Genomic DNA, 24,126 nt, shown 5'->3' on the forward strand with positions numbered 1-24,126 from the left:
TGATTTTTGGCACGCTGTTGAGTTCTCAAGGAACGGTCGCTTCCTTCGTACTCACCCTCTCGGGCTTTCCTCCGGGCGCTTCCCTTCGGTGTTTCAAACTCTACCAGGGTTTTTCCGTCTCTCTGACCACCGCTCTGCGGACATGCCGAAGCGGATCCAGAGATAGGATCTGACGAGTTTGGGTTCTGCTGAGCGGGGCGCTTTCGCGGCCTCCGTCCCAAGCAGGAGTACGACTGTACACGGAGCCGTGAAGGCGTTGCAAATCCACGGGGTTGGTGGTCTAGACCACTACCTGGTAGCTTCCATACGGAACCGCCACTTCATATGACATACGCTGCTGCCAGAGCCGTCCGGGACAGTCAGTGACGGCCCGTAAGCAGCTCCACTCCTTGGGAGGCTTCCCATGACCACCGTGACGTCCCCGCTCGCTGGACGGGCCATCGGACTGGCCGAAGTTCCGGATCCGGTCTTCTCCGGGGCCATGGTCGGCCCGGGCACCGCCATCGACCCCGTCCGTGAGCCTTCCGAGGCCGTTGCGCCCGTGGACGGAGTCATCGTCTCCCTGCACCCGCACGCCTTCGTCGTGGTGGACGAGAGTGGGCACGGGGTGCTCACCCACCTCGGCATCGACACCGTGCAGCTCAACGGCGAGGGTTTCGAGCTGCTCGTCAACAAGGGCGACACCGTGACGCGCGGCCAGGCCATCGTGCGCTGGAACCCCTCCGCGGTCGAGGCCGCCGGCAAGTCCCCGGTCTGCCCCGTCGTCGCTCTCGAAGCCACGGCCGAGTCCCTCTCCGACCTCCGTGACAGCGGAGACGTGAAGGCCGGCGACAGCCTCTTCGCCTGGAACTGAGGGCAGTGCCGTCAGCGGACGGCGATCAGGACAACCACCGCGGCGGCGGGACCCGCCGCACTATCGGAGACGGGTGAGATGGAGACAACGCTGCGAGGCGTCGGTGTAAGCCACGGCGTGGCCATAGGCGAGGTCCGGCACATGGGTACGGCGGTGCTGGAGCCGCCCGCCAAGCAGATCCCCGCGGAGGAGGCCGAGCGTGAGCAGGGGCGCGCTCGCCAGGCCGTGGACGCCGTGGCCGCCGATCTGATGGCGCGCGGCAATCTGGCCGGGGGCGAGGCCCAGGCCGTGCTCGAGGCGCAGGCCATGATGGCCCAGGACCTCGAGCTGATGGCGGACGTGGACCGGCGGATCGCCGTCGGCAGCACGGCCGAGCGTGCGGTGTACGACGCGTTCGCGGCGTACCGGGAGCTGCTGGCCGGTGCGGGTGAGTACCTCGCCGGTCGGGTGGCCGACCTCGATGACGTGCGCAATCGCATCGTCGCCCGGCTGCTGGGCGTTCCGATGCCGGGTGTCCCGGACAGTGACCAGCCCTATGTGCTCGTGGCGCGGGACCTGGCTCCCGCCGACACCGCGCTGCTGGATCCCTCGCTGGTGCTCGGTTTCGTGACCGAGGAGGGCGGGCCGACCAGTCACAGCGCGATTCTGGCGCGGGCGCTGGGTGTGCCGGCGGTCGTGGCGCTGCCGGGGGCCGGCGAGCTGGCCGAGGGCACGGTGATCGCCGTGGACGGCAGCACCGGTGACATCTTCGTGAATCCGAGCGAGGAGAAGAAGGCGCAGCTGGAGGCCGCGGCCGCCGAGCGCAAGGCCGCGCTGGCCGCCTCGACCGGGCCGGGTGCGACGGCGGACGGTCACAAGGTGCCGCTGCTGGCCAACGTGGGCGGGCCGGCGGATGTACCGGCCGCCGTGGAGGCCGGGGCCGAGGGTGTGGGTCTGTTCCGTACCGAGTTCCTGTTCCTGGACGACAGCAAGAACGCTCCTTCCGAGGCGAAGCAGGTGGAGGCCTACCGGCAGGTGCTGGAGGCGTTCCCCGAGGGTCGTGTGGTCGTGCGGGTGCTCGACGCCGGGGCGGACAAGCCGCTGGACTTCCTCACTCCGGCCGACGAGCCGAACCCGGCGCTGGGCGTGCGGGGTCTGCGGACGCTGCTTGACCATCCCGAGATCCTGGGCACGCAGCTGACCGCGCTGGCGAAGGCCGCCGAGGGGCTGCCGGTCTACCTCGAGGTCATGGCGCCCATGGTGGCGGACCGCGCGGATGCGAAGGCGTTCGCGGACGCCTGCCGTGCCGCGGGGCTGCAGGTGAAGTTCGGCGCGATGGTGGAGATCCCGTCGGCCGCGCTGCGGGCGCGTTCGATCCTGCAGGAGGTGGAGTTCCTGTCGCTGGGGACCAACGACCTCGCGCAGTACACGTTCGCGGCCGACCGGCAGGTGGGCGCGGTGTCCCGGCTTCAGGACCCGTGGCAGCCGGCGCTGCTGGACCTGGTGGCGCTGTCCGCGGAGGCGGCCAAGGCCGAGGGCAAGAGCTGTGGTGTGTGCGGTGAGGCCGCGTCCGACCCGCTGCTGGCCTGTGTGCTGACCGGTCTGGGTGTCACCTCCCTGTCCATGGGTGCGGCGTCGATTCCTTATGTCCGGGCGACGCTGGCGAAGTACACGCTGGCGCAGTGCGAGCGGGCCGCGGCGGCCGCGCGTGCCGCGGACAGCGCCGAGGAGGCGCGCGGCGCGGCTCAGGCGGTGCTGTCCGGCGAGTAGCCGTACCGGTGGCGCGTTGCGTGTGCCGGGTGCAGGGGCGCCCCGCCTTCGGGTGGGGCGCCCCTGGTGTGTTCGTCCCTGGTGCGTTCGCCGAGTGCCGGCCGCGTCCGTGCCTTCGGCTCGTCGTGGGTCAGTGCCGGTGTCGGGGTGTCGTGCTCTCGTCCCCGAGGTCGGGGGGCTCGCTGTAGTCGACGCCGGATTCCGGGGGGATGAGGTCGCCGGATTCGACGTCGGTGCAGTAGGCGTCGAACACTTCGGAGGCGGTGAGGGGTTCGAGGCCGCCGGAGCGCAGTCGCCAGCCGTAGACGCGGTCGGCGGTGTCCGGGGCGCTGGTGCGCAGGACGAGTCCGCCGGGGCTTCGGGTCGCGAGGCCGAGGGCGAGGACGCTGGTGAGTTCCAGGACCTCGGCCTCGTCGAGGCGGAGGCCGCCGTCGCCGTCCTGGTCCCCGTGCAGGACCGCGACGAGGGTGTCCGGTGCCCCGGAGACGCTGCAGACGAGGTGCCGGTCGCCGGACGGTGCGGTGTCGAGGATGCGGACCAGGAGCTCGGAGGCACGGGTGAAGGCCGCCCTGCCGATGTCCTCGCCGCAGGTGGGGCAGGGGCCGAGGCGGGACAGCAGGGTGGTGGCGTACTCCCATGTCGCCTGGCGTACGGCTTCGTCCACGAGGGCGGGTACGAGTGTGGCGAGAGGCCGGCCGTCGTAGGGGATGGTGGGGCCCGTGGCCGCCAGTTCCGCGGTGAAGCGGGTCCGGCTGGTCGGGGTTTCCGGGTCGAGGCCGGCTTGCGCGCAGTAGGCGGCGTAGTCCTCGGGGTCGAACAGGGCGAGGGTGGTGTGGGTGCCCTGGGCGGCGCGGGCTTTGAGGACGGCCTCGACCTGCTTCAGGTAGGTCGCGTGGTCGTCGAAGGTGAAGCTGCGGTAGCGCCGCATGGCGCGGAAGTCGTGTTCGTCGGTGAGCAGGCCGATGGTGCCGGCGATCTCACGGCGCAGGACGCGTCGCATGGTCTGGTGGTCGGTGTGCGCCATGTTTCCCCCATAGTGCGCGGTCGATCAATGCTCACTCACCGTAACCGGCGGCACTGACAACGGGCTTCGCCGGAGGCGGTCGCGGACCAGCCGGTGCTGGAGTGCGCAGGTCGCGGCGATGGTGGCGCCGAAGACGGTCCAGCCGAGGGGACCGATGGCGATGGCGGCGGTGACGGCGAGTGGGCCGAGGCTGCGCTGGCCGGACTGGGCGAGTCCGTGTACGCCGAGGTAGGCGCCCTGTGCGGTGTCCGGTGCGAGGGCGAGAGAGAGTTCCCAGGACACGACGGCGTGCAGCATCTCGGCCAGGGTGAAGAGGGCGGCGGACGCGGTGAGCAGGCAGATCGCCTGGGTGGTGCCGCCGGTGGCGGACAGGGCGAGGGTGATGCCGCCGGCGGCGGAGGCGGCGGACAGCGGGAGGAGCAGGGTGCGGGCTGCCGCGGTGGTGGTGCCGTGGCGGGCGAGCGGCACCTGGAGGGCGACCACCATCAGGTTGTTGAGGACGAGCAGCAGGGGGGCGAGGCCGTGGGGCACTCCTTCGGTGTGCGCGATCCACAGAGGCAGGCCGATCTGGAAGACGGAGTCGTCGAGGAAGAGGACCGCATCGGTCGCCACGTACGCGAGGTAGGTGCGGTCGCGCCAGGGGTTTGCCGGCCGGGCGGTGCGGGGTGTGGTGCCGGAGGCGGCGACGCGGCTGCTGGACGGGGGTTCCACGCAGGTCAGGGTGAGGAGCGCGATCGTCACGAAGGAGAGTGCGTCGCCGGTGAGGAGCCAGCGGTAGGCGGTGGTGGTGCCGAGGGTGAGGGCGGCCGCGGCGGCGAGGCCGCCCAGGGCCCAGCCTGCGTTGGAGGCGGTGCGGTTGACGGCCTGGTAGCGGACGCGGTCGGGGCCGGCGATGCGGGCGGCGTAGAGCTTGGTGAGGATGCTGGAGGCGCGGTCGCCGAGGCTGCCGACCGCCGAGATCGCGAGCAGCGGGAGGTAGTGGTCGGTGGTGAGCAGCCCGAAGGACGCGAGCGCGCGCAGGAGTTGGAGTGGGATCAGGATCCGGGTGAGGGGGAAGCGGTCGGCGATGCGTCCGCCGAGGGGTGCGCCCGCGATGCCGACGGCGCCGGAGACGGCGGCGAGGGTGCCGATCTGGGCGACGGAGAGGCCGGAGACGTAGGTGAAGTACAGGACGGAGACGGATGCCCACAGGCCGCTTCCGATGCGGTCGACGAAGGTGATGAGGAGCATCCGGCGTCCGTCGCGGCCTCCTGGTATGCGCGAGGGCCGGATGGCGGCCTCGGGCTTGGCGTCCACTGTTTCCCCCATGGAGCTGTTCGCTTGTCACGAGTTATGTATTGATACATAATTTTCAACGTGGCAACACAATATGAGATCACTGGTACGACGGCCAAGGGAATTGCCGCATCCGTCGAACGGGGCGTGGTGGACGGAGCGTTGGCACCGGAGGTCCCACTGCCGCCCGTGCGGCGGCTCGCGGACGAGCTGGGGGTGAGTCCGGGCACGGTTGCCACGGCCTACAAGGAGTTGCGGCGGCGGGGCATCGTCGTCACGCGCGGGCGTGGCGGCACGGTGGTCGCGCCGGCTCCCGCGGTCGGGTCGCGGCGGCCGCCCAAGGTGCCCGAGGGGCTGCGCGACCTGGCGGGCGGGCACCCGGATCCGGCGCTGCTGCCCGCCCTGGTGCCGCCCTCGCGCCTTTCCCCGGGCGCCCGCTCCCATCGGTCCACGCCCCGGCTGGCGCGGCTCGAGGACGTGGTGCGCGAGTGGCTGGGCGCGGACGGCGTCCCCGCGGAGCACGTGACGTTCGCGCACGGCGCACTGGACCTGATCGACCGGGTGCTGTCGGTCGAGTTGCGTCCCGGGGACGGCGTGGCGATGGAGGACCCGGGGTATCACCATCTGCTGGATCTGGTCGCGGCGCTGGGGCTGCGTACCGTCCCGGTCGCCGTGGACGACGAGGGAGTGCGCCCGGAGGCCCTGCGCGGGGCGCTCGGGGCCGGGGTACGGGCCGTGGTGTTCAGTCCGCGGGCGCAGAATCCGTACGGCGGGTGTTTCTCCGCCGCCCGTCGGGATGCGCTGGCCGAGGTGCTGCGTGACGCGCCCGATGTGCTGGTGGTGGAGAACGACCACGCCTCCGAGGTGGCCGATGCCCCGCTGCACACGGTGACGGGTGCCGGGCCGGCGCGCTGGGCGCATGTGCGGACCGTGAGCAAGTTCCTGGGGACGGATCTGCGCTGGGCGGCAGCGGCCTGCGACGCGGTCACCCTCGCCCGGCACGACGGTCGGCTGCAGCTCACCTCGGGATGGGTCAGTCACCTGCTGCAGGAGACCGTGCACGGGCTGATGACGGACGAGGGCACGCGCGCGTTGGTGGCACGCGCGCGTGGGACGTACGCGCTGCGGCGCACCGCGCTGGCCGGCGAGCTGGCCGCACGGGGCATCGCCTCGCACGCCGCGAGCGGGATGAACGTGTGGGTGCCCGTGCGCGACGAGTCGGCGGTGGTGAACGGTCTGCGGTCGTACGGCTGGTGGGTCGCGGCCGGGGCGCGGTTCCGCCTGGCTTCCGGGCCGGGGGTGCGGATCACGGCCGCCGGCCTTGAGCCCGCCGACGCCGAGCGGCTGGCCTCGGACTTCGCCGCCGTGCTGGGCGAGTCCGAGGCCACCTATGGCGGGTGACCCCTGGGGGTCAGGCGCGCTTGCGGGCGAGTTCCTCGTAGAAGCCGAGCAGGGAGAGGTTGTCGATGGAGCCGGGGTTGACCGCCTTCTCCAGGGGCGTGCCCTGCAGCAGGCGCTTGACGGGGACCTCGATGCGCTTGCCGGTGAGGGTGTGCGGGACGCCGGGCACTTCGATGATCTCGTCCGGTACGTGGCGCGGCGAGAGCTGTTCGCGGATGGTCTGCTTGATGCGGTTCAGGAGTGTCTCGTCGAGGACGGCGCCCGGCGCGAGGTGCACGAACAGCGGCATCCAGTAGCCGCCGTCGGGCTGTTCGATGCCGATGACGAGGGATTCCCTGATCTCGGGCAGCCGCTCGACGACCTCGTAGATGTCGGCCGAGCCCATGCGTACGCCCTGCCGGTTGAGGGTGGAGTCGGAACGGCCGTGGATGATCACGGTGCCGCGTGAGGTGACGGTGATCCAGTCGCCGTGCCGCCAGACGCCGGGGTAGGTGTCGAAGTAGCTGTCGTGGTAGCGGCTGCCGTCGGGGTCGTTCCAGAAGCGGATCGGCATGGAGGGCATGGGGTTGGTGACGACCAGTTCGCCGACCTCGTCGACGACCGGCTTGCCGCTCGGGTCCCAGGCCTGCAGGTCGGTGCCGAGACCGGGCGCCTGGAGTTCGCCGGTGTGGACCGGGAGGGTCGGTACGCCGCCGGCGAAGCAGGAGCAGACGTCGGTGCCGCCGCTGACGGAGGCGATCCACAGGTCGGCCCCGCTCTCTGCGAACTCGTCGTGCAGCCAGCGGAAGCCGTCGGGCGGCAGCGGCGAGCCAGTGGTGGCGACACACTTCACGGCGGACAGGTCGTGGTCGCGCGCGGGGTGGACGCCGGCCTTGCGGCAGGCCATGACGTAGGCGGCGGAGGTGCCGTAGAGGGTGGCTCCGGTGCGTTCGGCGACCCGCCACTGGGCGCCCGTGTCCGGGTAGCCGGGGCTGCCGTCGTAGAGGACGATCGTGGTGCCCGTGAGCAGGCCGGAGACGAGGAAGTTCCACATCATCCAGCCGGTCGAGGTGTACCAGAAGAAACGATCCCCGGGGCCCAGGTCGCAGTGCAGCCCGAGCTGCTTGAGGTGCTCGACCAGGATGCCGCCCTGGGACTGCACGATGGCCTTGGGCAGGCCGGTGGTGCCGGAGGAGTACAGCACCCACAGCGGGTGGTCGAACGGGACCTGCTCGAAGACGGGCTCGGTGTCCCCCGCCGTCAGCGCCGACCACTCCAGGGCTCCCTCGGGTGCCTGGGTGCCGAGCAGCGGGATGTGGACGACGGCACGCACCGTGGGCAGCTCGCGGCGCAGTTCGGCGACGATCTCGCGGCGGTCGTGCTCCTTGCCGCCGTAGCGGTAGCCGTCGACGGTGAACAGCACGACGGGCTCGACCTGCTGGAAGCGGTCGAGGACGCTGCGGGCGCCGAAGTCGGGCGCGCAGGAGGTCCAGACGGCGCCGACGGCGGCCGTGGCGAGCAGGGCGACGACGGCCTGCGGGATGTTCGGCAGATAGCCGCTGACGCGGTCGCCGGGACGGACCCCGAGAGCGCGCAGTTCGGCGGCGAGGGAGCCGACCTGGCGGCGCAGTTCGGACCAGGTCACCGGGCGCGGTTCGTGGGTCTCGTCGACGTACAGGAGGGCGGGTTCGTCCGCGCGGTCGGCCGCGGCCCGCAGAGCGTGCTCGGCGTAGTTGAGGGTGGCGCCGGGGAACCACTGGGCGCCGGGCATGGCACGGTCGCCGAGCACGCGCGCGTAGGGCGTCGAGAAGCGGACGTCGAACCACTCCGTGACGGCTTTCCAGAAGGTGTCCAGGTGGTCGACGGACCACCGGTGCAGGGCGGGGTAGCCGCCTTCGGCCGGGGCGCCGTGGTGCTCGGCGGCCCATGCCTGGAACTGGGTGATGCGTGCCTGGGCGATCCGCTCGGGGTCGGGCTGCCAGAGCGGCTGGGGGTTCGCGGTCGTCATGGGGCGGCTCCCGGGCTGTGCGCGTCGTGTGCGTCGGTCCGCGCACGGGCTGGGGTGTGCGCGTGACGCGGCTGACAGGGACGATGCCATGTGATCGACTTCTGCACCAGGGTGTGCCCCACATAGTCCGTGTCGTGAAGATGTGGTCCCGGCACGGGTGAACGGCAGTTGAACGACACGCGCGCGTGGGGCGCTCGGTGGCAGGGTGAGCAGCATGGACGGTCGTGACCTGGTGCGTTCGGTGAGTGTGGTCGGTTCGGGGAGGGCGGCTCGGGGGTTGCGTACCGTGCGGGCCGCGTGGCGCAGGAGGCGGATCGACGCGGTCGGTCTGCCGCGGCGGGGGGCCGAGCGGGCGCGGGTCCCGGGGCAGGTGACGAGCGTGGCGCCGGGGCCGGGGGGCGGTGTCATCCGGTTCAGCCGGTCCGAGCTGCGGATCACGGTGGCGGTGAACGGGGCCGTGTTCTGGGGGTGGGACGGGGCCGGTCCGGAGCCGTCGTACGCGCTCGCGGGTGGCCGTCCGGAGCCGGATCCTCGCGCGGTGCTGGAGCCGGACAAGGACGGTGGCTGGCGGGTGGTCGCCGAGCGGGCGACGGTCACGGTCTCGCGGCACGGCGCGGTGGAGGTGTGCACTCCGGGCGGCGTGACCCTGCGCCGGGATCTGCCGCCGCGCTGGTGGGAACCGGTCGGCGGGGGCACCGCGCGCTGGATGCAGCGGTCGGAGGTGGCGGCCGACGCGCGCTTCTTCGGTCTGGGCGGCCGGGCGTCCGGGCCCCGGCTGCGGGACGGCGCGTACCGGCTGTGGAACACCGATCCCGGCCGGGCGTTCGGCCCCGGTGACGATCCGCTGTACGTGACCATGCCGGTGCAGATCGTGGTGGCCGACGCGGGCACGCATCTGGTGTTCCACGACACCACGTGGGACGGCACGGTGGTGCTGCGCGAGGGCGAGGAGGGCGCCGGGTCCGGGCACGACCGGGCCGGGCGCTGCGAGCTGCGGATGGACGGCGGCCCGCTGCGCTGCTGGGTGATGGTGGGCACCCCCGCGCGCGTGCTGCACACCTGGGCCTCGCTGACCGGTGCGCCCGCGCTGCCGCCGGCGTGGGCGCTCGGCCACCAGCACGCGCGGTGGGGATTCGGCAGCGAGCAGGAGGTGCGCCGGATCGTCGCCGGTTACCAGGAGCGCCGGCTGCCGCTGGACGCCGTGCACCTGGACATCGACCACTACGACGACCACCAGGTGTTCACCGTCGACCAGGAGCGGTTCCCGAAGCTGCCGCAGCTCGCCGAGGAGCTGCGCCGGGACGGGATCCGGCTGGTGTCGATCGTCGACCCGGCCGTGAAGGCGGCGCCGGGCAGCGCGGTGTACGACAGCGGTTCGGCCGTGGACGCGTTCGTGCGGGACGCCTCCGGGCGGACGGTGCGCGGTGTGGTGTGGGCCGGGGAGTCGGTCTTCCCGGACTTCACGCACGCGCGCGTGCGCACGTGGTGGGGCGCTCTCTACGAGGAGCGCCTCGGGCAGGGCTTCGCGGGCTTCTGGCACGACATGAACGAGCCGACGTCGTTCAACGCCTTCGGGGAGCTCACCCTGCCGCGGTCGGCCCGGCACGCCCTGGAGGGGCGCGGGGGCGACCACCGGGAGGCGCACAACGTGTACGCGCTCTGCATGGCCCGGGCGGGCTACGAGGGGTTGCGTGAGCTGTCGCCCGGGGAGCGGCCCTTCCTGTTCTCCCGGTCGGGGTGGGCGGGCATGCAGCGCTACGGGGGCACCTGGTCCGGGGACGTGGCGACCGGCTGGCCCGGGCTGCGGGCGTCGCTGTCGCTCGTGCTGGGCCTCGGTCTGTGCGGGGTGCCGTACTCGGGCCCGGACGTGGGCGGTTTCGACGGCAGTCCGTCGCCGGAGCTGTATCTCAGATGGTTCCAGCTCGGCGCGTATCTGCCGCTGTTCCGGACCCACGCGAGTCTGCGGGCGGGGCGCCGGGAGCCCTGGGAGTTCGGTGCCGAGGTGCTGGAGCACGCGCGCGTGGCACTGCTCGAACGGCGGCGGCTGCTGCCGTACTTCATGACGCTGGCCCATCTGGCCCGGCGTACCGGCGCGCCCTATGTGCGGCCGCTGTGGTGGGGAGCGCCGGAGGACCGGGCGCTGCGCGACTGCGAGGACACGTTTCTGCTCGGGGACGCCCTGCTGGTGGCTCCGGTGCTGGCCCCCGGTGCCGACCGGCGGGCGGTGCAGCTGCCGCGGGGCCGCTGGTACGACACCGTGACGGAGCAGGCGTACGAGGGGCCGGGGCAGGTTCTTGTCGACGCGCCGCTGTCACGGATACCGGTGTTCGCGCGTGCCGGCGCGGTCATCCCCGTGCGCGGCGCCGACGGCGGCCTGGGGCTGGAGGTGTGGGCACCGGCGCGTGGCCGCACGGGCGGCGGTCTGGTCGTGCCGGACGCGGGCGCCGCGTGGGAGGAGCCGGAGATCGAACGCTACGTCGCCCGTCGGCAGGGCCCCCGGGTGGTGGTCACCCGGGAGCGGGAGGACGGCTCCGCCGAGCCCCGCTTCCCGGTCCGGGTGCGGGGGCTCGGCTGAGCCTCGCCGCTCAGACGTACCGGCCCTCGAACCAGGCCCGTACGGCCACGGTGTGCAGCGGGAAGGCGAGTTCCTCGGGCCTGCGCAGCAGCCGCCAGCCCTCGGTCTCGTCCGTGGGGTCGGCCGGCGGCAGCCCTTCCACCGGGCGCTCCGGGAGGAGTCCGAACAGCAGCAGGTGACCGTCGGGCGAGCTCATGGCGTCCACGAGCCGCACGTCCCGCGCGGCCGCGTCGATGCCGGTCTCCTCCTTGAGCTCGCGTACGACGGCCTGCTTCCAGTCCTCCCGGTCGTCGATGTAGCCGCCGGGCAGTGCCGTGCCCCCGCGCGCGGGGGCGACGGTCCGGGTGATGACGACCAGGGCCGTGCCCTTGGTGTCGTACACGGGCTGGAGCGCGATGGCCACCGGCAGCGGATTGCGGTAGGCGACGGTCCCGCAGGACGGGCAGGTGCGCGGCCAGCCGGAAACGCCCTCTCCATAGGGCACTCCGCAACTCGAACAGTGCGAGTCCGGTGCGAAGTTGTCAGTTGAGTGCTGAGTTTCGGACACGCGCGGACTGTATCCGATCAGAGGAGGGACATCTTCCGGAGGTTGCTCAGTGGTCGCCGCTGAGCGACTTCGAGGACACGGGGAAGTCGAAATAGGTGTCCGGGTAGGGCTCGGGCTTGTAGGTGTAGTGCCACCACTCCTCGGCGAGGTTCACGAATCCGAGGCTCTCGAGGGTGTTCTTGAGCAGCAGGCGGTTGGCGCGCTGTTCGCCCTGGATGCGCGGGTCGCGCGTGTGCGCGAGGGTGTCGAAGCAGTCGAATCCGGTGCCCATGTCGACGGAGTTGTCGGGGAAACGCTCATCCTTGGGCGCGAAGCATGGCACCAGCGGCTGCCCGGGGTGGTAGGGACGGGTCGGCCGCGCGGGGAGCCTCACGATGGTGAGGTCCATGGTCGAGCCACGGCTGTGGCCGGATTTCTCGGCGATGTAGCCGTCCGCGAACAGCCGGGTCTTGTCGACGTTCGGGTAGAACTCGCCCTTCATCGACTGGTCGTCGAGGTCCTTGGCCCAGCGGACGAAGTGGTTCACGGCCCGCTGCGGCCGGTAGCAGTCGTAGACCTTGAGGGTGTAGCCCTTGCGCAGCAGGGTGAGCTGGGCCTTGTGGAGGGCTTCGGCGGCGGGGCGGGTGAGGATGCACATCGGCTGCTCGTAGCCGTCGATGCGCTCGCCGACGAAGTTGTGCGGGGTGAAGTAGCGCATCTCCTGGAGGATCGTCGGATCCACGGTTCTCAGGGCCACGAAGTCCTTCGGTGCCTTGGGTTCCGTCGTCGCCCCTGCGGTCGCGGGGGCGGCGGTCACGGCCAGCAGGGCGGCGAGAGCGCTGACCAGCCCGCGTACTGCACTGGTGAGTCGTGTCATGTCTCCTGCACTGCCCAATTCCGGATCCCCGTGACACACTTCTGACGTTCCGTCAGATAACTCGACAGGGAGGGCCGATGTCCCCCACGCGCACGCCTGTGGTCGACGGATGGTTCGCCGGCACGGGTGACGAATTCAGACTTCTCGGCACTCGTTGCGCGGCTTGCGCCTCCGTGTTCTTTCCCCGCGAGGACACCCACTGCCGAAATCCCGGGTGTACCGGAGGAGATCTCGAGGAGGTGCCGCTGTCGCGACGGGGGCGCGTCTGGTCGTACACGGACAGCCGGTACCGACCGCCGTCACCCTATGTGAGCAACCAGGAACTTCCGTGGGAGCCGTACGCGTTGATCGCTGTGGAGTTGGAGGCCGAGCGGATCGTGGTGCTGGGACAGGCGGCTCCCGGGGTCACCGTCGCCGATCTGACGGTGGGCATGGAGGTGGAGGTCGTCCCCGGAGTGCTTCACGAGGACGCGGAGACGACCTGGACGACCTGGCACTGGCGGCCGACGGGGGTGAGGGCGTGACGACGGACGTGGCGGTGCTCGGGGCGGGCATGCACCCATGGGGCAAGTGGGGCCGCTCCTTCGTGGAGTACGGCACTGCGGCGGCCCGCGCGGCACTGGCGGACGCCGGCCTGGACTGGCGCGAGGTCGGCTCGGTGGTGGGCGCCGACACCGTGCGGGGCGGGTATCCCGGGTATGTGGCGGGAGCGACCTTCGCCAAGGCGCTGGGCTGGCAGGGAGCCAGGGTCGCCAGCGTGTACGCGGCGTGCGCCTCCGGAGCCCAGGCGATCGCCACGGCGCGGGCACAGATACTCGCCGGGCTCGCGGACGTGGTCCTCGTGGTGGGGGCGGACGCGGCACCCAAGGGGTTCTTCCGGCCCGCGGGCGGCGACCGGCCGGACGATCCGGACTGGCTGCGCTTCCGCGTCCTGGGAGCGACCAATCCGGTGTACTTCGGTCTGTACGCGCGGCGGCGGATGGCGGTGCACGGCGACACACCGGAGGACTTCGCCCTGGTCAAGGTGAAGAACGCCGCCATGGGCGCGCTCAACCCGTACGCCCGCTACCGCAAGCGGGTCACCGCCGAGGAGGTCGCCGCGTCCACGGTCGTGGCCGATCCGCTGCGGCTGCTCGACATCTGCGCCACCTCCGACGGCGGGGCGGCCCTGGTGCTCTCCAGCATGGAGTTCGCGCACCGGCACGGGACGACCCGGCCGGTGCGGATCCGGGCGGTGTCGACGGTGACCCCGCGCTTCCCGAACACGGTGCTGGACCTGCCGGACATCGCCACGGACTCCACCGTGGCGGTGGGCGCCCCCGAGGAGACCTTCCGGGCCTCCATAGCCCGGGCCGCCTACGAGGAGGCCGGTATCGGCCCCGGCGACCTGTCCCTGGCGGAGGTGTACGACCTGTCCACCGCGCTGGAGCTGCAGTGGTACGAGGACCTGGGACTGTGCGGCGAGGGCGAGGGGGCGAAGCTGCTGCGGGAGGGCGCGACGGGCCCGGGCGGCCGCATACCCGTCAACGCCAGTGGCGGCCTCGCCTCGTTCGGGGAGGCGGTGCCGGCCCAGGCGATCGCCCAGGTCTGCGAGCTGACCTGGCAGTTGAGAGGCACGGCCGGCGAGCGGCAGATCGCCGGGGCGCGCGTGGGGATCTCCGCCAACCAGGGGCTCTTCGGGCATGGATCGTCAGTGGTCGCGGTGCGGTGACGACGCCGGAGGAGAGCGGAGTGTGACACCAGAGGCCACAGAGGTTTTCCACGCTGTGTGACCACCCCGGAATCCTGCGTGAACGTCTCATGAACTGCGCCTGGGCGCACGCGGGCAGCGAAATCATGCTCCCGTGCACTCCTGGACGGACACTCTCCGCTTCGCCTTCCAGCCGGTGGTCAACCTGAGGACGGGCGCGGTCACCGCACTGGAGACACTCGCCCGCCCGGAGACCGGTGACATCCTGGCCGAAGCCCGCCGAGACCCCGAACTCGACGGCAGGCTCACGGTGTTGGCTCTCCGCGCCGCGACGCACAAGGAAACCCTGCTGCCGCTGCATCTGAACGTGTTCGCGGCCACCCTCGCCGACCTCGGCGGCCTGGCCCTGCTGCACGACGCCGTGCGCGCGGCCGGGCGCCTGCCCTGGGAGGTGACGCTGGACGTGGTCCCGCCCTACACGCACGTGCCGCAACGGGCCCTGCTGGAGGCCGTGGCCTCGCTGCGCGAACAGGGCTTCCGGATCAGCGCGGACGGCATCGGGGACGGCGACATACCCCTCCGGCTGCTCACCGACCTCTCCCCCGACCTGGTGAAACTCGATGCCTCGCTGCTGTCCCGGCCGGCCGCGGTGCGGGCGATGCGGACCCTGTGCGAGGAGCTGGGCGCGCTGGTCGCGGTGGAGGGCGTGGAGACCGAGCTGCAGTACGCGGCGGCGCTGTCGGCCGGGGCGCAGCTGGGCCAGGGCGAGTTGTTCGCGCCGCCGGCCCGGATCCCCGCCGTGGACGTATACGTTCCGCCCCGCTCCCCCGGCACCGTGGGTGTGCCCCGGTCCGGGCCGTCGGTGCGAGAGTTCGTGCGTCCGGCCGCCGTACTGCCGGTGACCGTCTCGGCGGGGCAGGTGCGGGCGCTGCTGACCGGGTCGCCGGACGTGTCCGGTGTGCTGCTGGTGGACCAGGCCGGCAGGCCCGTGCGCTCGGTGCACCGCTCGCGGTTCCTGCTGTCGATGTCCGGCCGCTACGGGCACGCCCTGTACGCCGACCGGCCGGCGTTCAAGCTGGGGGACGCACCCCGCACGGTCGGCGTCGACGCCACCGCCTGGGAGGTGCTGGACGTCGTCGCGGTCGGCGGCCGGGACCGGACCTCCGACGATGTCGCGGTGGTCGACCGGTACGGCCGCTGCGTGGGGGTCGTACGGCTCGCGGACCTGGTGCGGGCCCTGGCCGAGAGCCGGGTCGAGGAGGCCGCCGGGCTCAATCCGCTGACCCGGCTGCCCGGTTCGGACGCGATCACCGGCGAGGTGGACCGGTGGATCGCCGACGGCCGGACGTTCGCGCTCAGCTGGCTGGACATCGACCACTTCAAGCAGGTCAACGACGGTGCCGGATTCGCCATGGGTGACGAGCTGATCCGGTCGGTGGGGCGAGCACTGCAGCATGCGGTGTCGGGTAACGCGCGCGTGGGGCACATCGGCGGGGACGACTTCCTGGTGCTGGCCGAGGAGGAGGCGCTCGACCCACTGGTCGCGGCGGTGCTCGACGCACCCTGGTCGGCGGGAGACCGGCCGGTCACGCTCTCGCTCGCGACGGTGGTGTGCACGCCGGGAAGCGTGGGCGACCACCGGCAGGCCGCCGCCGAGCTCGCTCCGCTGAAGCAGGCGGCCAAGGCGCTGCGGGGCGCGAGCTGGGTGCTCGGACGGGCCGGGCTGCCCGGCCACGAGGTCCGGCGCGGCACCGGTGCGGCACCGGCGCAGGCCGGATACGCGACCGTCGAGCCGGGACGGTGAACATCCTTCCCGGACCATTCCGTTGGGGTCCGGCGCGGTGACCTGGGCGTCGGGAGGGTCGCCGGCGCCGTGGCCACCGGGCCGCGGGAAGAGTCGCCGTCACCGTCGCCGTCAGCAACCTTGACGCCCCCGGAACGCCGGTGAACACTTCCCGGTGTCAGCCGACATCGCCGTACATTCTCGGCGTTATCAGGCACTGCGCCACGGGTCTGTCCTGCTCCACAACTCGTCCCTCCCCGGCGATACGGCTGCGACGGCACGCTCGTCACGGACGCCGGGCGGGGCGCGGGGCTCCCTGCCTACGGCTGAACACGCCAATGGAACGTTCCTGCACGGAGGGCCGGGGCTGAACGCCCCCACCGGCGCCAAGGGAGCCGCCATGAGCAACGGACACATCTTCGTCGGCGAAGTGATCGGCACCGCGATCCTGATTCTCTTCGGTGCCGGTGTCTGTGCCGCCGTCACGCTCAGATACTCCAAGGCACGGGCCTCGGGCTGGGTCGTCATCGCCTTCGGCTGGGGCTTCGGCGTCCTCGCGGGCGCGTACACGGCCGCTCCGCTGTCCGGTGGCCAGCTGAACCCCGCGGTCACCCTCGGCATCGCCATCGACACCGGCAAGTGGGGCAAGGTCTGGGTGTATCTGCTGGGCCAGCTCGTCGGCGCGATGCTCGGGGCCGTACTGGCCTATCTGGTCTACCTCGCCCAGTTCCAGGCCAACGTCCGCAAGGAGGGCACGACGGAGGGCACGGCCGACGAACCGGTGCCGACGCTCGGCATCTTCTCGACCATCCCGGAGATCCGGAACCCGGTCGCCAACCTCATCACCGAGATCATCGCGACCGTCGCGCTCGTGCTGCCGATCCTCGCCTTCGGACTGACCAAGGGACTCGGCGAGTCCGGTACGACCGTACTGATCGTGTCCCTGCTCGTGGTCGGCATCGGGCTCTCCCTCGGCGGGCCCACCGGCTATGCCATCAACCCGGCCCGCGACCTCGGGCCGCGGATCGTGCACACCTTCCTGCCGATCCCCAACAAGGGCACGTCCGACTGGGGTTACGCCTGGATCCCGGTTGCCGGGCCCCTGATCGGCGGGGCACTCGCCGGCGCCATCTACCACGCGGCCTTCTGATTCCCCGTACGTCACCTCCGACCCCGTACACCGTCACCTTCGACCCCGTACACCCCGTAGGCCTCTGCGCCCCCGTATGCCTGCTCCCGGCCCGTACGCCGCCCTCCCGCCGCACACGCGCCCCTCTGACCAGCGACCCGACCCAGCGACCCAGGGACTGCCATGACGGACACCGCCGACACCTACGTCGCCGCCATCGACCAGGGCACCACGTCCAGCCGCTGCATCGTCTTCGACCACGGCGGCGCCATCGTCGCCGTCGACCAGCGCGAGCACCGCCAGATCTTCCCGAAGCCGGGCTGGGTGGAGCACGACGCGACCGAGATCTGGTCCAAGGTGCAGGCCGTGGTGGCCGGGGCGCTCGCCAAGGCGGGGCTGCGCGCCGACCAGCTGAGCGCGCTCGGCATCACCAACCAGCGGGAGACGACCGTCCTGTGGGACCGCGCCACCGGCAAGCCGGTGCACAACGCGATCGTCTGGCAGGACACCCGTACCGCCGCCCTGTGCAACGAACTGGGCGGCAGGGACGGCCAGGACCGCTTCCGTGAACAGACCGGACTGCCGCTGGCCAGCTACTTCTCCGGGCCCAAGGCGGCCTGGCTGCTGGACCACGTGCCCGGTCTGAGGGAGCGGGCCGAACGCGGCGAGATCGCCTTCGGGACGATCGACTCCTGGCTGATCTGGAACCTCACCGGTGGCACCGAGGGCGGCCGGCACGTCACCGACGTGACGAACGCCGGCCGCACCATGCTGATGAACCTGGAGACGCTCCAGTGGGATCCCGCCATCCTGTCCGCCATGAACGTGCCCGAGGCGGTGCTGCCCGAGATCAGGTCCTCCGCCGAGGTGTACGGCACGGCGGTCGGGCAGCTCGCCGGGGTGCCCGTCGCCTCGGCGCTGGGCGACCAGCAGGCCGCCGTCTTCGGGCAGGCCTGCTACGACGTGGGCACCGCGAAGAACACCTACGGCACCGGCAGCTTCCTGCTGCTGAACACCGGCAACCGGCCGGTGCCGTCCAAGAGCGGGCTGCTGACGACGATGGGCTACAAGATCGGCGGAGAGGCGCCGGTGTACTGCCTCGAGGGGTCCATAGCGATAACGGGCGCGCTGGTCCAGTGGTTCCGCGACCAGCTCGGGATCATCCGCACCGCCGACGAGATCGAGACACTGGCGGCGAGCGTCGAGGACAACGGCGGCGCCTACATCATGCCCGCGTTCTCCGGCCTGTTCGCGCCCTACTGGCGTTCCGACGCGCGCGGTGTCGTCACCGGCCTCACCCGGTACGTCACCAAGGCCCATCTCGCGCGCGCGGTGCTGGAGGCGACGAGCTGGCAGACCCGGGAGGTCGTGGACGCCATGTACCAGGACTCCGGCGTGCGGATCACCACCCTGAAGGTCGACGGCGGCATGACGAAGAACAACCTGCTCATGCAGCACCAGGCGGACGTCCTCGGCGTCCCGGTCATCCGGCCACGCGTGTCGGAGACCACCTGCCTGGGCGCCGCCTACGCGGCCGGCCTGGCGACGGGCGTGTGGAACGACCTGGACGAGCTGAAGTCGCACTGGCAGCGGGACGCGGAGTGGACACCGGCGATGGAGCCGTCGGTGCGCAACCGCGAGTACCGCAACTGGCGCAAGGCCGTGGAGAAGAGCTTCGGCTGGCTGGAGGACGCGGAGGAGGACGGCGCGTAACGGTGCGCGGCACGCGCGTGAGGGCTCCTTCCGTGGCACGCGCGCGTGAGGGCTCTTCACCGGACCACGGCCCGTACCCCGGTCGGCGGGGGTACGGGCCGTGCCCGTGAAGCAGCGAGGGCGCCTGACGGCGTGGGTCAGCCGAGGGCGGCCCGGCGGCGGTCCGTGGCGTACTCCATCGCATGCCGGACGACTCCGATGAGCACCTCCTTGACCGATTCCCGCTCCCGCGCGTCGCAGAGCAGGACGGGTACGCCGTCGTCCAGGTCGAGGGCCTGCCGAACGGACTCGGCCGGGTAACGGGCCGCTTCCTCGAAGCAGTTGACGCCGACGAGGAAGGGGATGCCACGCCGCTCGAAGTAGTCGACGGCGGCGAAGCAGTCCTCGAGGCGCCGTGTGTCGGCGAGGACGACGGCGCCGAGCGCGCCCTCGGACAGCTCGTCCCACATGAACCAGAACCGTTCCTGCCCGGGCGTGCCGAAGAGGTACAGCACCAGGTCCTCGCGCAGGGTGATACGGCCGAAGTCCATGGCCACGGTGGTGGTGTGCTTGCCCTCCACACCGCTGGTGTCGTCGACGGGGCGGCCGACCTCGGTGAGCAGTTCCTCGGTGCGCAGCGGCCTGATCTCGCTGACCGCGCCGACGAGGGTCGTCTTGCCCACGCCGAAGCCGCCGGCCACCAGGATCTTGAGCGTGACGGGCTCGACCGGGGGCTTGCCGCGCTCAGAACGCCCGAGGATCATCGGTCTCTTCTCCTGCTCGGGAGGCTTTCGGATGGGGGTCACAGCGCGCGGAGGCCGTTGATCACGTCGCGCAGAATGCTCTCGTCCGGCAGCTCGGCCGGTGGCACCGGGCGGGTGACATGGACGAGGTCCGCGTGCACCAGGTCGCCGATGAGCACCCGCACCACGCCGATCGGCAGGTCGAGTCCGGCGGCGAGTTCGGCGACCGACTGCGGTTCGCCGCGGCAGAGCCCGACGATCTCCACGTGCTCGGGCGACAGCGCCGGATCCGTTTCGGGGTCGCCCGCGCCGGATTCCGTGACGACCACCGCGATCAGATCGAGCCGGTGCTGGGCCGGACTCGTGGTACGGCCGCGTGTCATGGCGTACGGACGGACGACCGGTCCGGCCTCGTCGTCGAACCAGTGGTTTCTCACCTGACCGTCTGTGCTCATGCCATCCCACTACCCGCCTGTGGGCAGATCGGTGCGCGGGGCGGCGCCCAGATGTGCGCCGACCCGCTTGACCAGGAGCGTCATCTCATAGGCGACCTGTCCGACGTCGGAGTCGGCGTCGGACAGAACGGCGAGGCAGCTGCCGTCCCCGGCGGCGGTGATGAACAGGAAGGCGTCGTCCAGCTCGACCACCGTCTGCCGGACGCCGCCCGCGTCGAAGTGGCGGCCCACGCCCTTGGCGAGGCTGTGGAAGCCGGATGCGACGGCGGCCAGATGCTCGCTGTCCTCCCGGGTCAGGTCCTTGGACGCCCCCGTCGGGAGCCCGTCGCCGGACAGGACGACGGCCTTGCGGATACTGGCGACGCGGTCCACCAGGTCGTCCAGCAGCCAGTTCAGCTGCCCCTTGTCGGTCGCCGTGTGGCCGGTCGCCTTCGGTGCGGTCATCGACCGTCCCCCTTAGTCGTTCCTTGTGCTGTGCCGTCGTGGTCTGCGTCGCCGCCGGCGTTCTCCTCCCGGCCGCGCTGCCAGCCTCGCTGCAGCGAGGCCATCCGGCTGCGGACCTCATCGGCGTCGCGGTCGGCGGTCCCCGCCGCGCGCTCGGCGCGCCGTACGGTGTCCTGCTTGAGCTGGGGGGCCAGGCTGGCCTGACGTATGCGCCGGGGCAGAGGCCCGGTGGCCGGCCCGTCACCCGACGCGCCGGGCGGCTGTGTGGCCGTGGGTCCGCCGGTGCCTCCGGTGTCTCCCGTGTCTCCGGGGCGGGGCTCCACGCCGGGGCGCTCGACCGGGCCGGTGCCGGACCCGCCTGTGGTGTCCGGGCCGTCGCCGGCGAGGGGCGCGGGCGGCCGGGTGCGCCGGGGCAGGGCGGGGACGTCCGGCGTCGTGCCGGTGCCGCCGGCGGGGGCCGGGTCGCGTTGCTGGAAGGGGTCGGTGAGTTCTGCGGGCGCCCCGCCACGTTCCTGGGCTCGGTCGGTGCGCTCGGCAGCGGCCGCGTCGCGTTGCTCGGCTCGGTCGGTGGGTTCGGCAGATCGGCGGGAGCCGGCAGTGCGGCGCCGGGAGGGGAGCGGGGCCAGTCCGCCCGCGTCGGGACGGCCGGAGGCGGCGGGGGGCTGCTGGTCCGGTTCGTCGCGGCGGGGGCGCTGGTCGGTGACGGGCCTGCCGTGCGAGCTGACCAGTTTGGGGGTCTGCCGGCGCGGCAGAGGTATGGGCCCGCGGTCGTCCGCCTCGTCGCGTGACGCGCGGTCGGCGGACGGGGGCGGCCCCTGGTCTTCGGTGCGGGTGCGGGAGCGGCGGGGCCGGAACAGTCCGCCGCGCTCGCTGTCCTCGCCCCCCAATACGCCGGGGAAGTCGTCGATGGCGTCGAGATCCACCGGCGCCTCCAGCTCGACCGGGCCGTCCAGCAGCGAGGTCGGCAGGCCGGGCAGCTGCGCGGGCGCCGGGGACCGGCCGATGCCCCGGCCCGCCTGCCCGACCTCCTTCGCCGGGCGGTTCCGGTCGAGGCGGAAGCCGAGGCCGTTGGTGTCCGGTACGTCGTCGCTGAGCAGCGCGTCGGGGATGAAGACGACGGCGGTGGTGCCGCCGTAGGGCGACGGCTGGAGCGAGACCCGGACGTTCTGGCGCTGGGCGAGGCGGCTGACCACGAACAGGCCGAGCCGGTCGGTGTCGGACAGTTCGAACTCGGGTGTCTCGGCGAGGCGCAGGTTGGCGTCCAGCAGCGCCTCGGCCGTCATGCCCAGACCCCGGTCGTGGATCTCCAGTGTGAAGCCGTTGGCCACCCGCTCGCCGAGCACCTGGACGGCGGTGTGCGGGGGCGAGAAGACCGTGGCATTCTCCAGGAGTTCGGCCGCGAGGTGGGTGAGGTCGGCGACCGCCGGGCCGGTGACGGCGACTCGGGGCAGCCGCCGTACCTCGATGCGTTCGTAGTCCTCGACCTCGGCGACGGCGGCGCGTACGACGTCCATCAGCTGCACCGGGCGGCGCCACTGCCGCGACGGTGCGGCGCCGGAGAGGATCACCAGGCCCTCGGCGTGCCGGCGCATACGGGTGGTGAGGTGGTCCAGCCGGAAGAGGTCGGCGAGTTCGTCGGTGTCCTCGGTCCGCCGTTCCATGGTGTCGAGCAGCGTGAGCTGTTTGTGCAGCAGCACCTGGCTGCGGCGGGCGAGGTTGACGAAGACCTCGGAGACGCCGGAGCGCAGTTCGGCCTGTTTGACGGCGGCCTCGACGGCGGCCCGCTGGAGGGTGTTGAGGGCCTGGCCGACCTCGCCCATCTCGTTCTTGTCGTAGTCGAGGCGCGGCACCTCGGTCTCGACGTCGATGTGCTCCCCCGCGGACAGGCGGCGCATCACGCTGGGCAGCCGGACACCGGACGCCTCGTGCGCCTCCAGCCGCAGCTGGCGCAGGTCGCGGATGAGGCCGCGGCCGATCCGGACCGACAGGAAGACGGAGAACACGAGCGCGACCAGGCCGAGCAGGCCCGCGACGGCCGCCTGCAGGATGACGCCCATGGCCACCGGGTGGGTACGGCTCTGGAGGCGGTCGCCGACCTGGTCGTCGAGGGTGCCGAGTTCGTTCAGGACGCCGGCGGCCGCGGAGTCCCAGCTCTGCGCCGTGACGCCGCGGGGCGTGCCGGAGTCCGTGTCGACGACGGTCTGTTCGGCCGTGCGCAGCGGGGCGGTGGTGGCGTCCTTCCAGAAGCGTTCGTAGCGTTCGCGGTCGGCGGCCGGCAGCAGGGGCAGGCTGACGTCGTACAGGACCCTGCGCTGGGCGGCGAGGTCGGAGATGTCATGGGTCTCGGCGCGGGTGAGCCGGCCGACGACGAGGGAGGAGCCGAGCAGGGCGTCCTCGCGGGAGAGCAGTTCACGGGCGCGGCTGACATTGACCAGCGCGCGCTCCTGCGCGTCCAGCTCGACGTCGTCGATGCCTTCGAGGGTGGCGAACAGCGTGAAGCACGGGCCGACCAGGCGGTTGTAGAGGTCGAAGGCCTGAGCGCGGGTGACCGTGCGCTGCTCGACGTCACGGCGCAGGGAGCCGAGGCCGTCGAAGGCGTCGAGGACGGTGGTGAGGCGTGCGCTGTCGTCCGCGTCGATGTTGTCGGCGACGTCGTGGTCGCCGGCGTTCTTGCGGATCGTGGCGATCGCCCGGTCGGTGGCGGCGCGGGTGCGCTGCAGCGCGGAGAGGCTGTCGGCGGCTCTCGGGTCGGCGAGGTAGACGAGGGTCTGGCGGCGCTCCTGCTGCAGTTCGCGGACGGTGTCCTCGGCGGGATAGCCGATGTCCTGCCTGACGTCCGACACCTGGAACAGCCGGGCGACCTCGCGCCCGGTGAGTACCGTTGCGAAGCCCCAGATGGCGGTCAGGGACACCAGCGGCACGAGAAGCAGCGCCACGATCTTCCGGCGGATCGACTTCCCGCGAAAGCGCATGGCCTCCCCCAGCTCGACCCCCGGCCGGCCGGGGGTACACATGTCCGTCAACAAACGGCGCGAGCCTACTACCGCCTCACAGTTAACTCGAAGACATGTCCGGAGGGCGAACTTCCGCTCCGGCGGCGAGAGATGCCGAGTTGTCCGGGCATTGCGGGAGATTGCCACCGCGATCCGGCGGCCGCGCCCGGCCGGACGGTGCCGCCGCGACCGGGCGGTTGGCTGGAATTTTTCCCCGGCCGGGAATCATCGGCCGGTCTCGTTCGTCCTTCTCCACGGGAAATGGGGGCGGAATGGGCCACAGGTGCCGCATCCCGCACCCCGGCGGCGTAAAACAGCGCAAGCCGGGCAGCCACTGGGGAGTCGGGGTCTTGTGACACCGGGGCGAGCGGTCTGTCGGCGTTGGGGAGGTACGCGATGATGGGCACGGCGGAGTGGCGCGATGCGCCCGAGGAGAGCGTGGCGGTGCGCTCGGCGGCGCGGCGGGACACGGAGGCACCGGATCGCGACATTCGGGCGCGTGGCCGCGCCCGGGAGTCCGCCGGCGAACGGCAGCAGTACTACAGGCCGTTGTGGGTCGAGGAGCCCGCCCGACGGCACCCGCTGCCGGATCCGGTGCGTACGGCGGCGGTGCGGGCCCTCCTGATCATCGCGGTGACGCTGATCCAGGCGATGGTGGCGTTCCTGTGCACGCTGGCCGGGTCCTGGCTGGCCTTCCCGATGGTGATCAGCAGCGTGGCGAGCACGGTGGTGGCCACCTGGGCCGTGGTCGACGTGTGGGTGACCCGCCAGGTGTGGAACCAGCGGTACGGCGTGGTCTCCGAGCCGAGCAGCACGGCCCGGGCACTCCGGCGTGAGCGGCGCGCCCGCCGGCGCGAGGAGCGCGCGGCCCTGCGCGAGCAGGACCGCATACGCCGCCGGGGTGGTACCGGGCAGCTGTCCCACCCCTGA

General features: G+C 72.0%; 19 protein-coding genes. 10 read left to right on the forward strand and 9 right to left on the reverse strand.

What is annotated here, in order from left to right; genetic code table 11:
• Positions 1 to 403: 403 nt before the first annotated feature.
• Together ACWDEN_RS41960 and ptsP are read left to right on the forward strand one after the other, a co-directional pair.
• Positions 404 to 853, forward strand: coding sequence for a PTS sugar transporter subunit IIA (locus ACWDEN_RS41960; RefSeq protein ID WP_055705222.1), 450 nt, complete (start codon positions 404 to 406; stop codon positions 851 to 853).
• A 78-nt stretch (positions 854 to 931) separates the two neighbouring features.
• Positions 932 to 2,602, forward strand: coding sequence for a phosphoenolpyruvate--protein phosphotransferase (gene ptsP, locus ACWDEN_RS41965; protein WP_450863204.1), 1,671 nt, complete (start codon positions 932 to 934; stop codon positions 2,600 to 2,602).
• 130 nt (positions 2,603 to 2,732) lie between these two features.
• Here ptsP and ACWDEN_RS41970 read toward each other — a convergent pair whose 3' ends face one another.
• Entirely contained in the window at positions 2,733 to 3,626 is an 894-nt protein-coding gene (locus ACWDEN_RS41970; protein WP_450863205.1) for a hypothetical protein, read from the reverse strand.
• Between the two features lie 24 nt (positions 3,627 to 3,650).
• Positions 3,651 to 4,934: an MFS transporter gene (locus ACWDEN_RS41975; RefSeq protein WP_351619853.1), complete on the reverse strand. Its 1,284-nt coding sequence runs from the start codon at positions 4,932 to 4,934 to the stop codon at positions 3,651 to 3,653.
• A gap of 48 nt (positions 4,935 to 4,982) precedes the next feature.
• Here ACWDEN_RS41975 and ACWDEN_RS41980 point away from each other — a divergent pair, with 48 nt between their 5' ends.
• A complete protein-coding gene (locus ACWDEN_RS41980) occupies positions 4,983 to 6,302 on the forward strand; it encodes an aminotransferase class I/II-fold pyridoxal phosphate-dependent enzyme (RefSeq protein ID WP_450863207.1) in 1,320 nt (439 codons plus the stop codon).
• Positions 6,303 to 6,312: 10 nt separating this feature from the next.
• Here the strand turns inward: ACWDEN_RS41980 and ACWDEN_RS41985 are convergent, their stop codons facing one another.
• A complete protein-coding gene (locus tag ACWDEN_RS41985) occupies positions 6,313 to 8,289 on the reverse strand; it encodes an acetoacetate--CoA ligase (protein ID WP_450863209.1) in 1,977 nt (658 codons plus the stop codon).
• A 214-nt stretch (positions 8,290 to 8,503) separates the two neighbouring features.
• Between ACWDEN_RS41985 and ACWDEN_RS41990 the strand changes: the two genes are divergently transcribed.
• Entirely contained in the window at positions 8,504 to 10,864 is a 2,361-nt protein-coding gene (locus ACWDEN_RS41990; RefSeq protein WP_450863211.1) for a glycoside hydrolase family 31 protein, read from the forward strand.
• 10 nt (positions 10,865 to 10,874) lie between these two features.
• On the opposite strand, the gene ACWDEN_RS41995 is transcribed toward ACWDEN_RS41990, so the two are convergent.
• Together ACWDEN_RS41995 and ACWDEN_RS42000 are read right to left on the reverse strand one after the other, a co-directional pair.
• Positions 10,875 to 11,411, reverse strand: coding sequence for an NUDIX domain-containing protein (locus ACWDEN_RS41995; protein WP_351619863.1), 537 nt, complete (start codon positions 11,409 to 11,411; stop codon positions 10,875 to 10,877).
• A gap of 46 nt (positions 11,412 to 11,457) precedes the next feature.
• Entirely contained in the window at positions 11,458 to 12,267 is an 810-nt protein-coding gene (locus ACWDEN_RS42000) for a M15 family metallopeptidase (protein ID WP_351619865.1), read from the reverse strand.
• 98 nt (positions 12,268 to 12,365) lie between these two features.
• Here ACWDEN_RS42000 and ACWDEN_RS42005 point away from each other — a divergent pair, with 98 nt between their 5' ends.
• The 5 genes from ACWDEN_RS42005 to glpK all read left to right on the forward strand — a co-directional run bounded on the left by ACWDEN_RS42005 (position 12,366) and on the right by glpK (position 18,582).
• Complete coding sequence (locus tag ACWDEN_RS42005) at positions 12,366 to 12,791, forward strand: Zn-ribbon domain-containing OB-fold protein (protein WP_351619894.1); 426 nt, start codon at positions 12,366 to 12,368, stop codon at positions 12,789 to 12,791.
• Positions 12,788 to 13,978: a lipid-transfer protein gene (locus ACWDEN_RS42010; protein WP_351619868.1), complete on the forward strand. Its 1,191-nt coding sequence runs from the start codon at positions 12,788 to 12,790 to the stop codon at positions 13,976 to 13,978. The genes ACWDEN_RS42005 and ACWDEN_RS42010 overlap by 4 nt, the downstream gene beginning before the upstream one ends.
• Before the next feature lie 133 nt (positions 13,979 to 14,111).
• Entirely contained in the window at positions 14,112 to 15,761 is a 1,650-nt protein-coding gene (locus tag ACWDEN_RS42015; protein ID WP_351619870.1) for a GGDEF domain-containing protein, read from the forward strand.
• 379 nt (positions 15,762 to 16,140) lie between these two features.
• Positions 16,141 to 16,890: an MIP/aquaporin family protein gene (locus ACWDEN_RS42020; RefSeq protein WP_351619872.1), complete on the forward strand. Its 750-nt coding sequence runs from the start codon at positions 16,141 to 16,143 to the stop codon at positions 16,888 to 16,890.
• 162 nt (positions 16,891 to 17,052) lie between these two features.
• Positions 17,053 to 18,582: a glycerol kinase GlpK gene (gene glpK, locus ACWDEN_RS42025; protein ID WP_450863214.1), complete on the forward strand. Its 1,530-nt coding sequence runs from the start codon at positions 17,053 to 17,055 to the stop codon at positions 18,580 to 18,582.
• Between the two features lie 137 nt (positions 18,583 to 18,719).
• Here the strand turns inward: glpK and ACWDEN_RS42030 are convergent, their stop codons facing one another.
• Genes ACWDEN_RS42030 through ACWDEN_RS42045 form a run of 4 tightly spaced genes read right to left on the reverse strand, consistent with a single transcriptional unit; the run spans position 18,720 to position 23,175 of the window.
• The gene (locus ACWDEN_RS42030) at positions 18,720 to 19,325 is read right to left on the reverse strand and encodes a GTP-binding protein (protein WP_351619878.1); all 606 of its coding nucleotides are present in this window, start codon (positions 19,323 to 19,325) and stop codon (positions 18,720 to 18,722) included.
• Between the two features lie 38 nt (positions 19,326 to 19,363).
• The gene (locus ACWDEN_RS42035) at positions 19,364 to 19,759 is read right to left on the reverse strand and encodes a DUF742 domain-containing protein (RefSeq protein ID WP_351619881.1); all 396 of its coding nucleotides are present in this window, start codon (positions 19,757 to 19,759) and stop codon (positions 19,364 to 19,366) included.
• A 9-nt stretch (positions 19,760 to 19,768) separates the two neighbouring features.
• Complete coding sequence (locus ACWDEN_RS42040) at positions 19,769 to 20,203, reverse strand: roadblock/LC7 domain-containing protein (protein ID WP_351619884.1); 435 nt, start codon at positions 20,201 to 20,203, stop codon at positions 19,769 to 19,771.
• Complete coding sequence (locus ACWDEN_RS42045; protein ID WP_351619891.1) at positions 20,200 to 23,175, reverse strand: sensor histidine kinase; 2,976 nt, start codon at positions 23,173 to 23,175, stop codon at positions 20,200 to 20,202. The genes ACWDEN_RS42040 and ACWDEN_RS42045 overlap by 4 nt, the downstream gene beginning before the upstream one ends.
• A gap of 420 nt (positions 23,176 to 23,595) precedes the next feature.
• On the opposite strand from ACWDEN_RS42045, the gene ACWDEN_RS42050 reads away from it, so the two are divergent.
• Positions 23,596 to 24,126, forward strand: a complete 531-nt coding sequence (locus ACWDEN_RS42050) for a hypothetical protein (protein WP_351619897.1) — start codon at positions 23,596 to 23,598, stop codon at positions 24,124 to 24,126.

The organism is Streptomyces sp. NPDC001153 (assembly GCF_053598315.1).

Coding starts and splice junctions, on each gene's coding strand:
- ACWDEN_RS42035 (WP_351619881.1), bottom strand. CDS start 19,759: ATGAGCACAGACGGTCAGGTGAGAAACCACTGGTTCGACGACGAGGCC.
- ACWDEN_RS42030 (WP_351619878.1), bottom strand. CDS start 19,325: ATGATCCTCGGGCGTTCTGAGCGCGGCAAGCCCCCGGTCGAGCCCGTC.
- ACWDEN_RS42040 (WP_351619884.1), bottom strand. CDS start 20,203: ATGACCGCACCGAAGGCGACCGGCCACACGGCGACCGACAAGGGGCAG.
- ACWDEN_RS42045 (WP_351619891.1), bottom strand. CDS start 23,175: ATGCGCTTTCGCGGGAAGTCGATCCGCCGGAAGATCGTGGCGCTGCTT.
- glpK (WP_450863214.1), top strand. CDS start 17,053: ATGACGGACACCGCCGACACCTACGTCGCCGCCATCGACCAGGGCACC.
- ACWDEN_RS42020 (WP_351619872.1), top strand. CDS start 16,141: ATGAGCAACGGACACATCTTCGTCGGCGAAGTGATCGGCACCGCGATC.
- ACWDEN_RS41975 (WP_351619853.1), bottom strand. CDS start 4,934: ATGGGGGAAACAGTGGACGCCAAGCCCGAGGCCGCCATCCGGCCCTCG.
- ACWDEN_RS42050 (WP_351619897.1), top strand. CDS start 23,596: ATGGGCACGGCGGAGTGGCGCGATGCGCCCGAGGAGAGCGTGGCGGTG.
- ptsP (WP_450863204.1), top strand. CDS start 932: ATGGAGACAACGCTGCGAGGCGTCGGTGTAAGCCACGGCGTGGCCATA.
- ACWDEN_RS41990 (WP_450863211.1), top strand. CDS start 8,504: ATGGACGGTCGTGACCTGGTGCGTTCGGTGAGTGTGGTCGGTTCGGGG.
- ACWDEN_RS41960 (WP_055705222.1), top strand. CDS start 404: ATGACCACCGTGACGTCCCCGCTCGCTGGACGGGCCATCGGACTGGCC.
- ACWDEN_RS42000 (WP_351619865.1), bottom strand. CDS start 12,267: ATGACACGACTCACCAGTGCAGTACGCGGGCTGGTCAGCGCTCTCGCC.
- ACWDEN_RS41970 (WP_450863205.1), bottom strand. CDS start 3,626: ATGGCGCACACCGACCACCAGACCATGCGACGCGTCCTGCGCCGTGAG.
- ACWDEN_RS41985 (WP_450863209.1), bottom strand. CDS start 8,289: ATGACGACCGCGAACCCCCAGCCGCTCTGGCAGCCCGACCCCGAGCGG.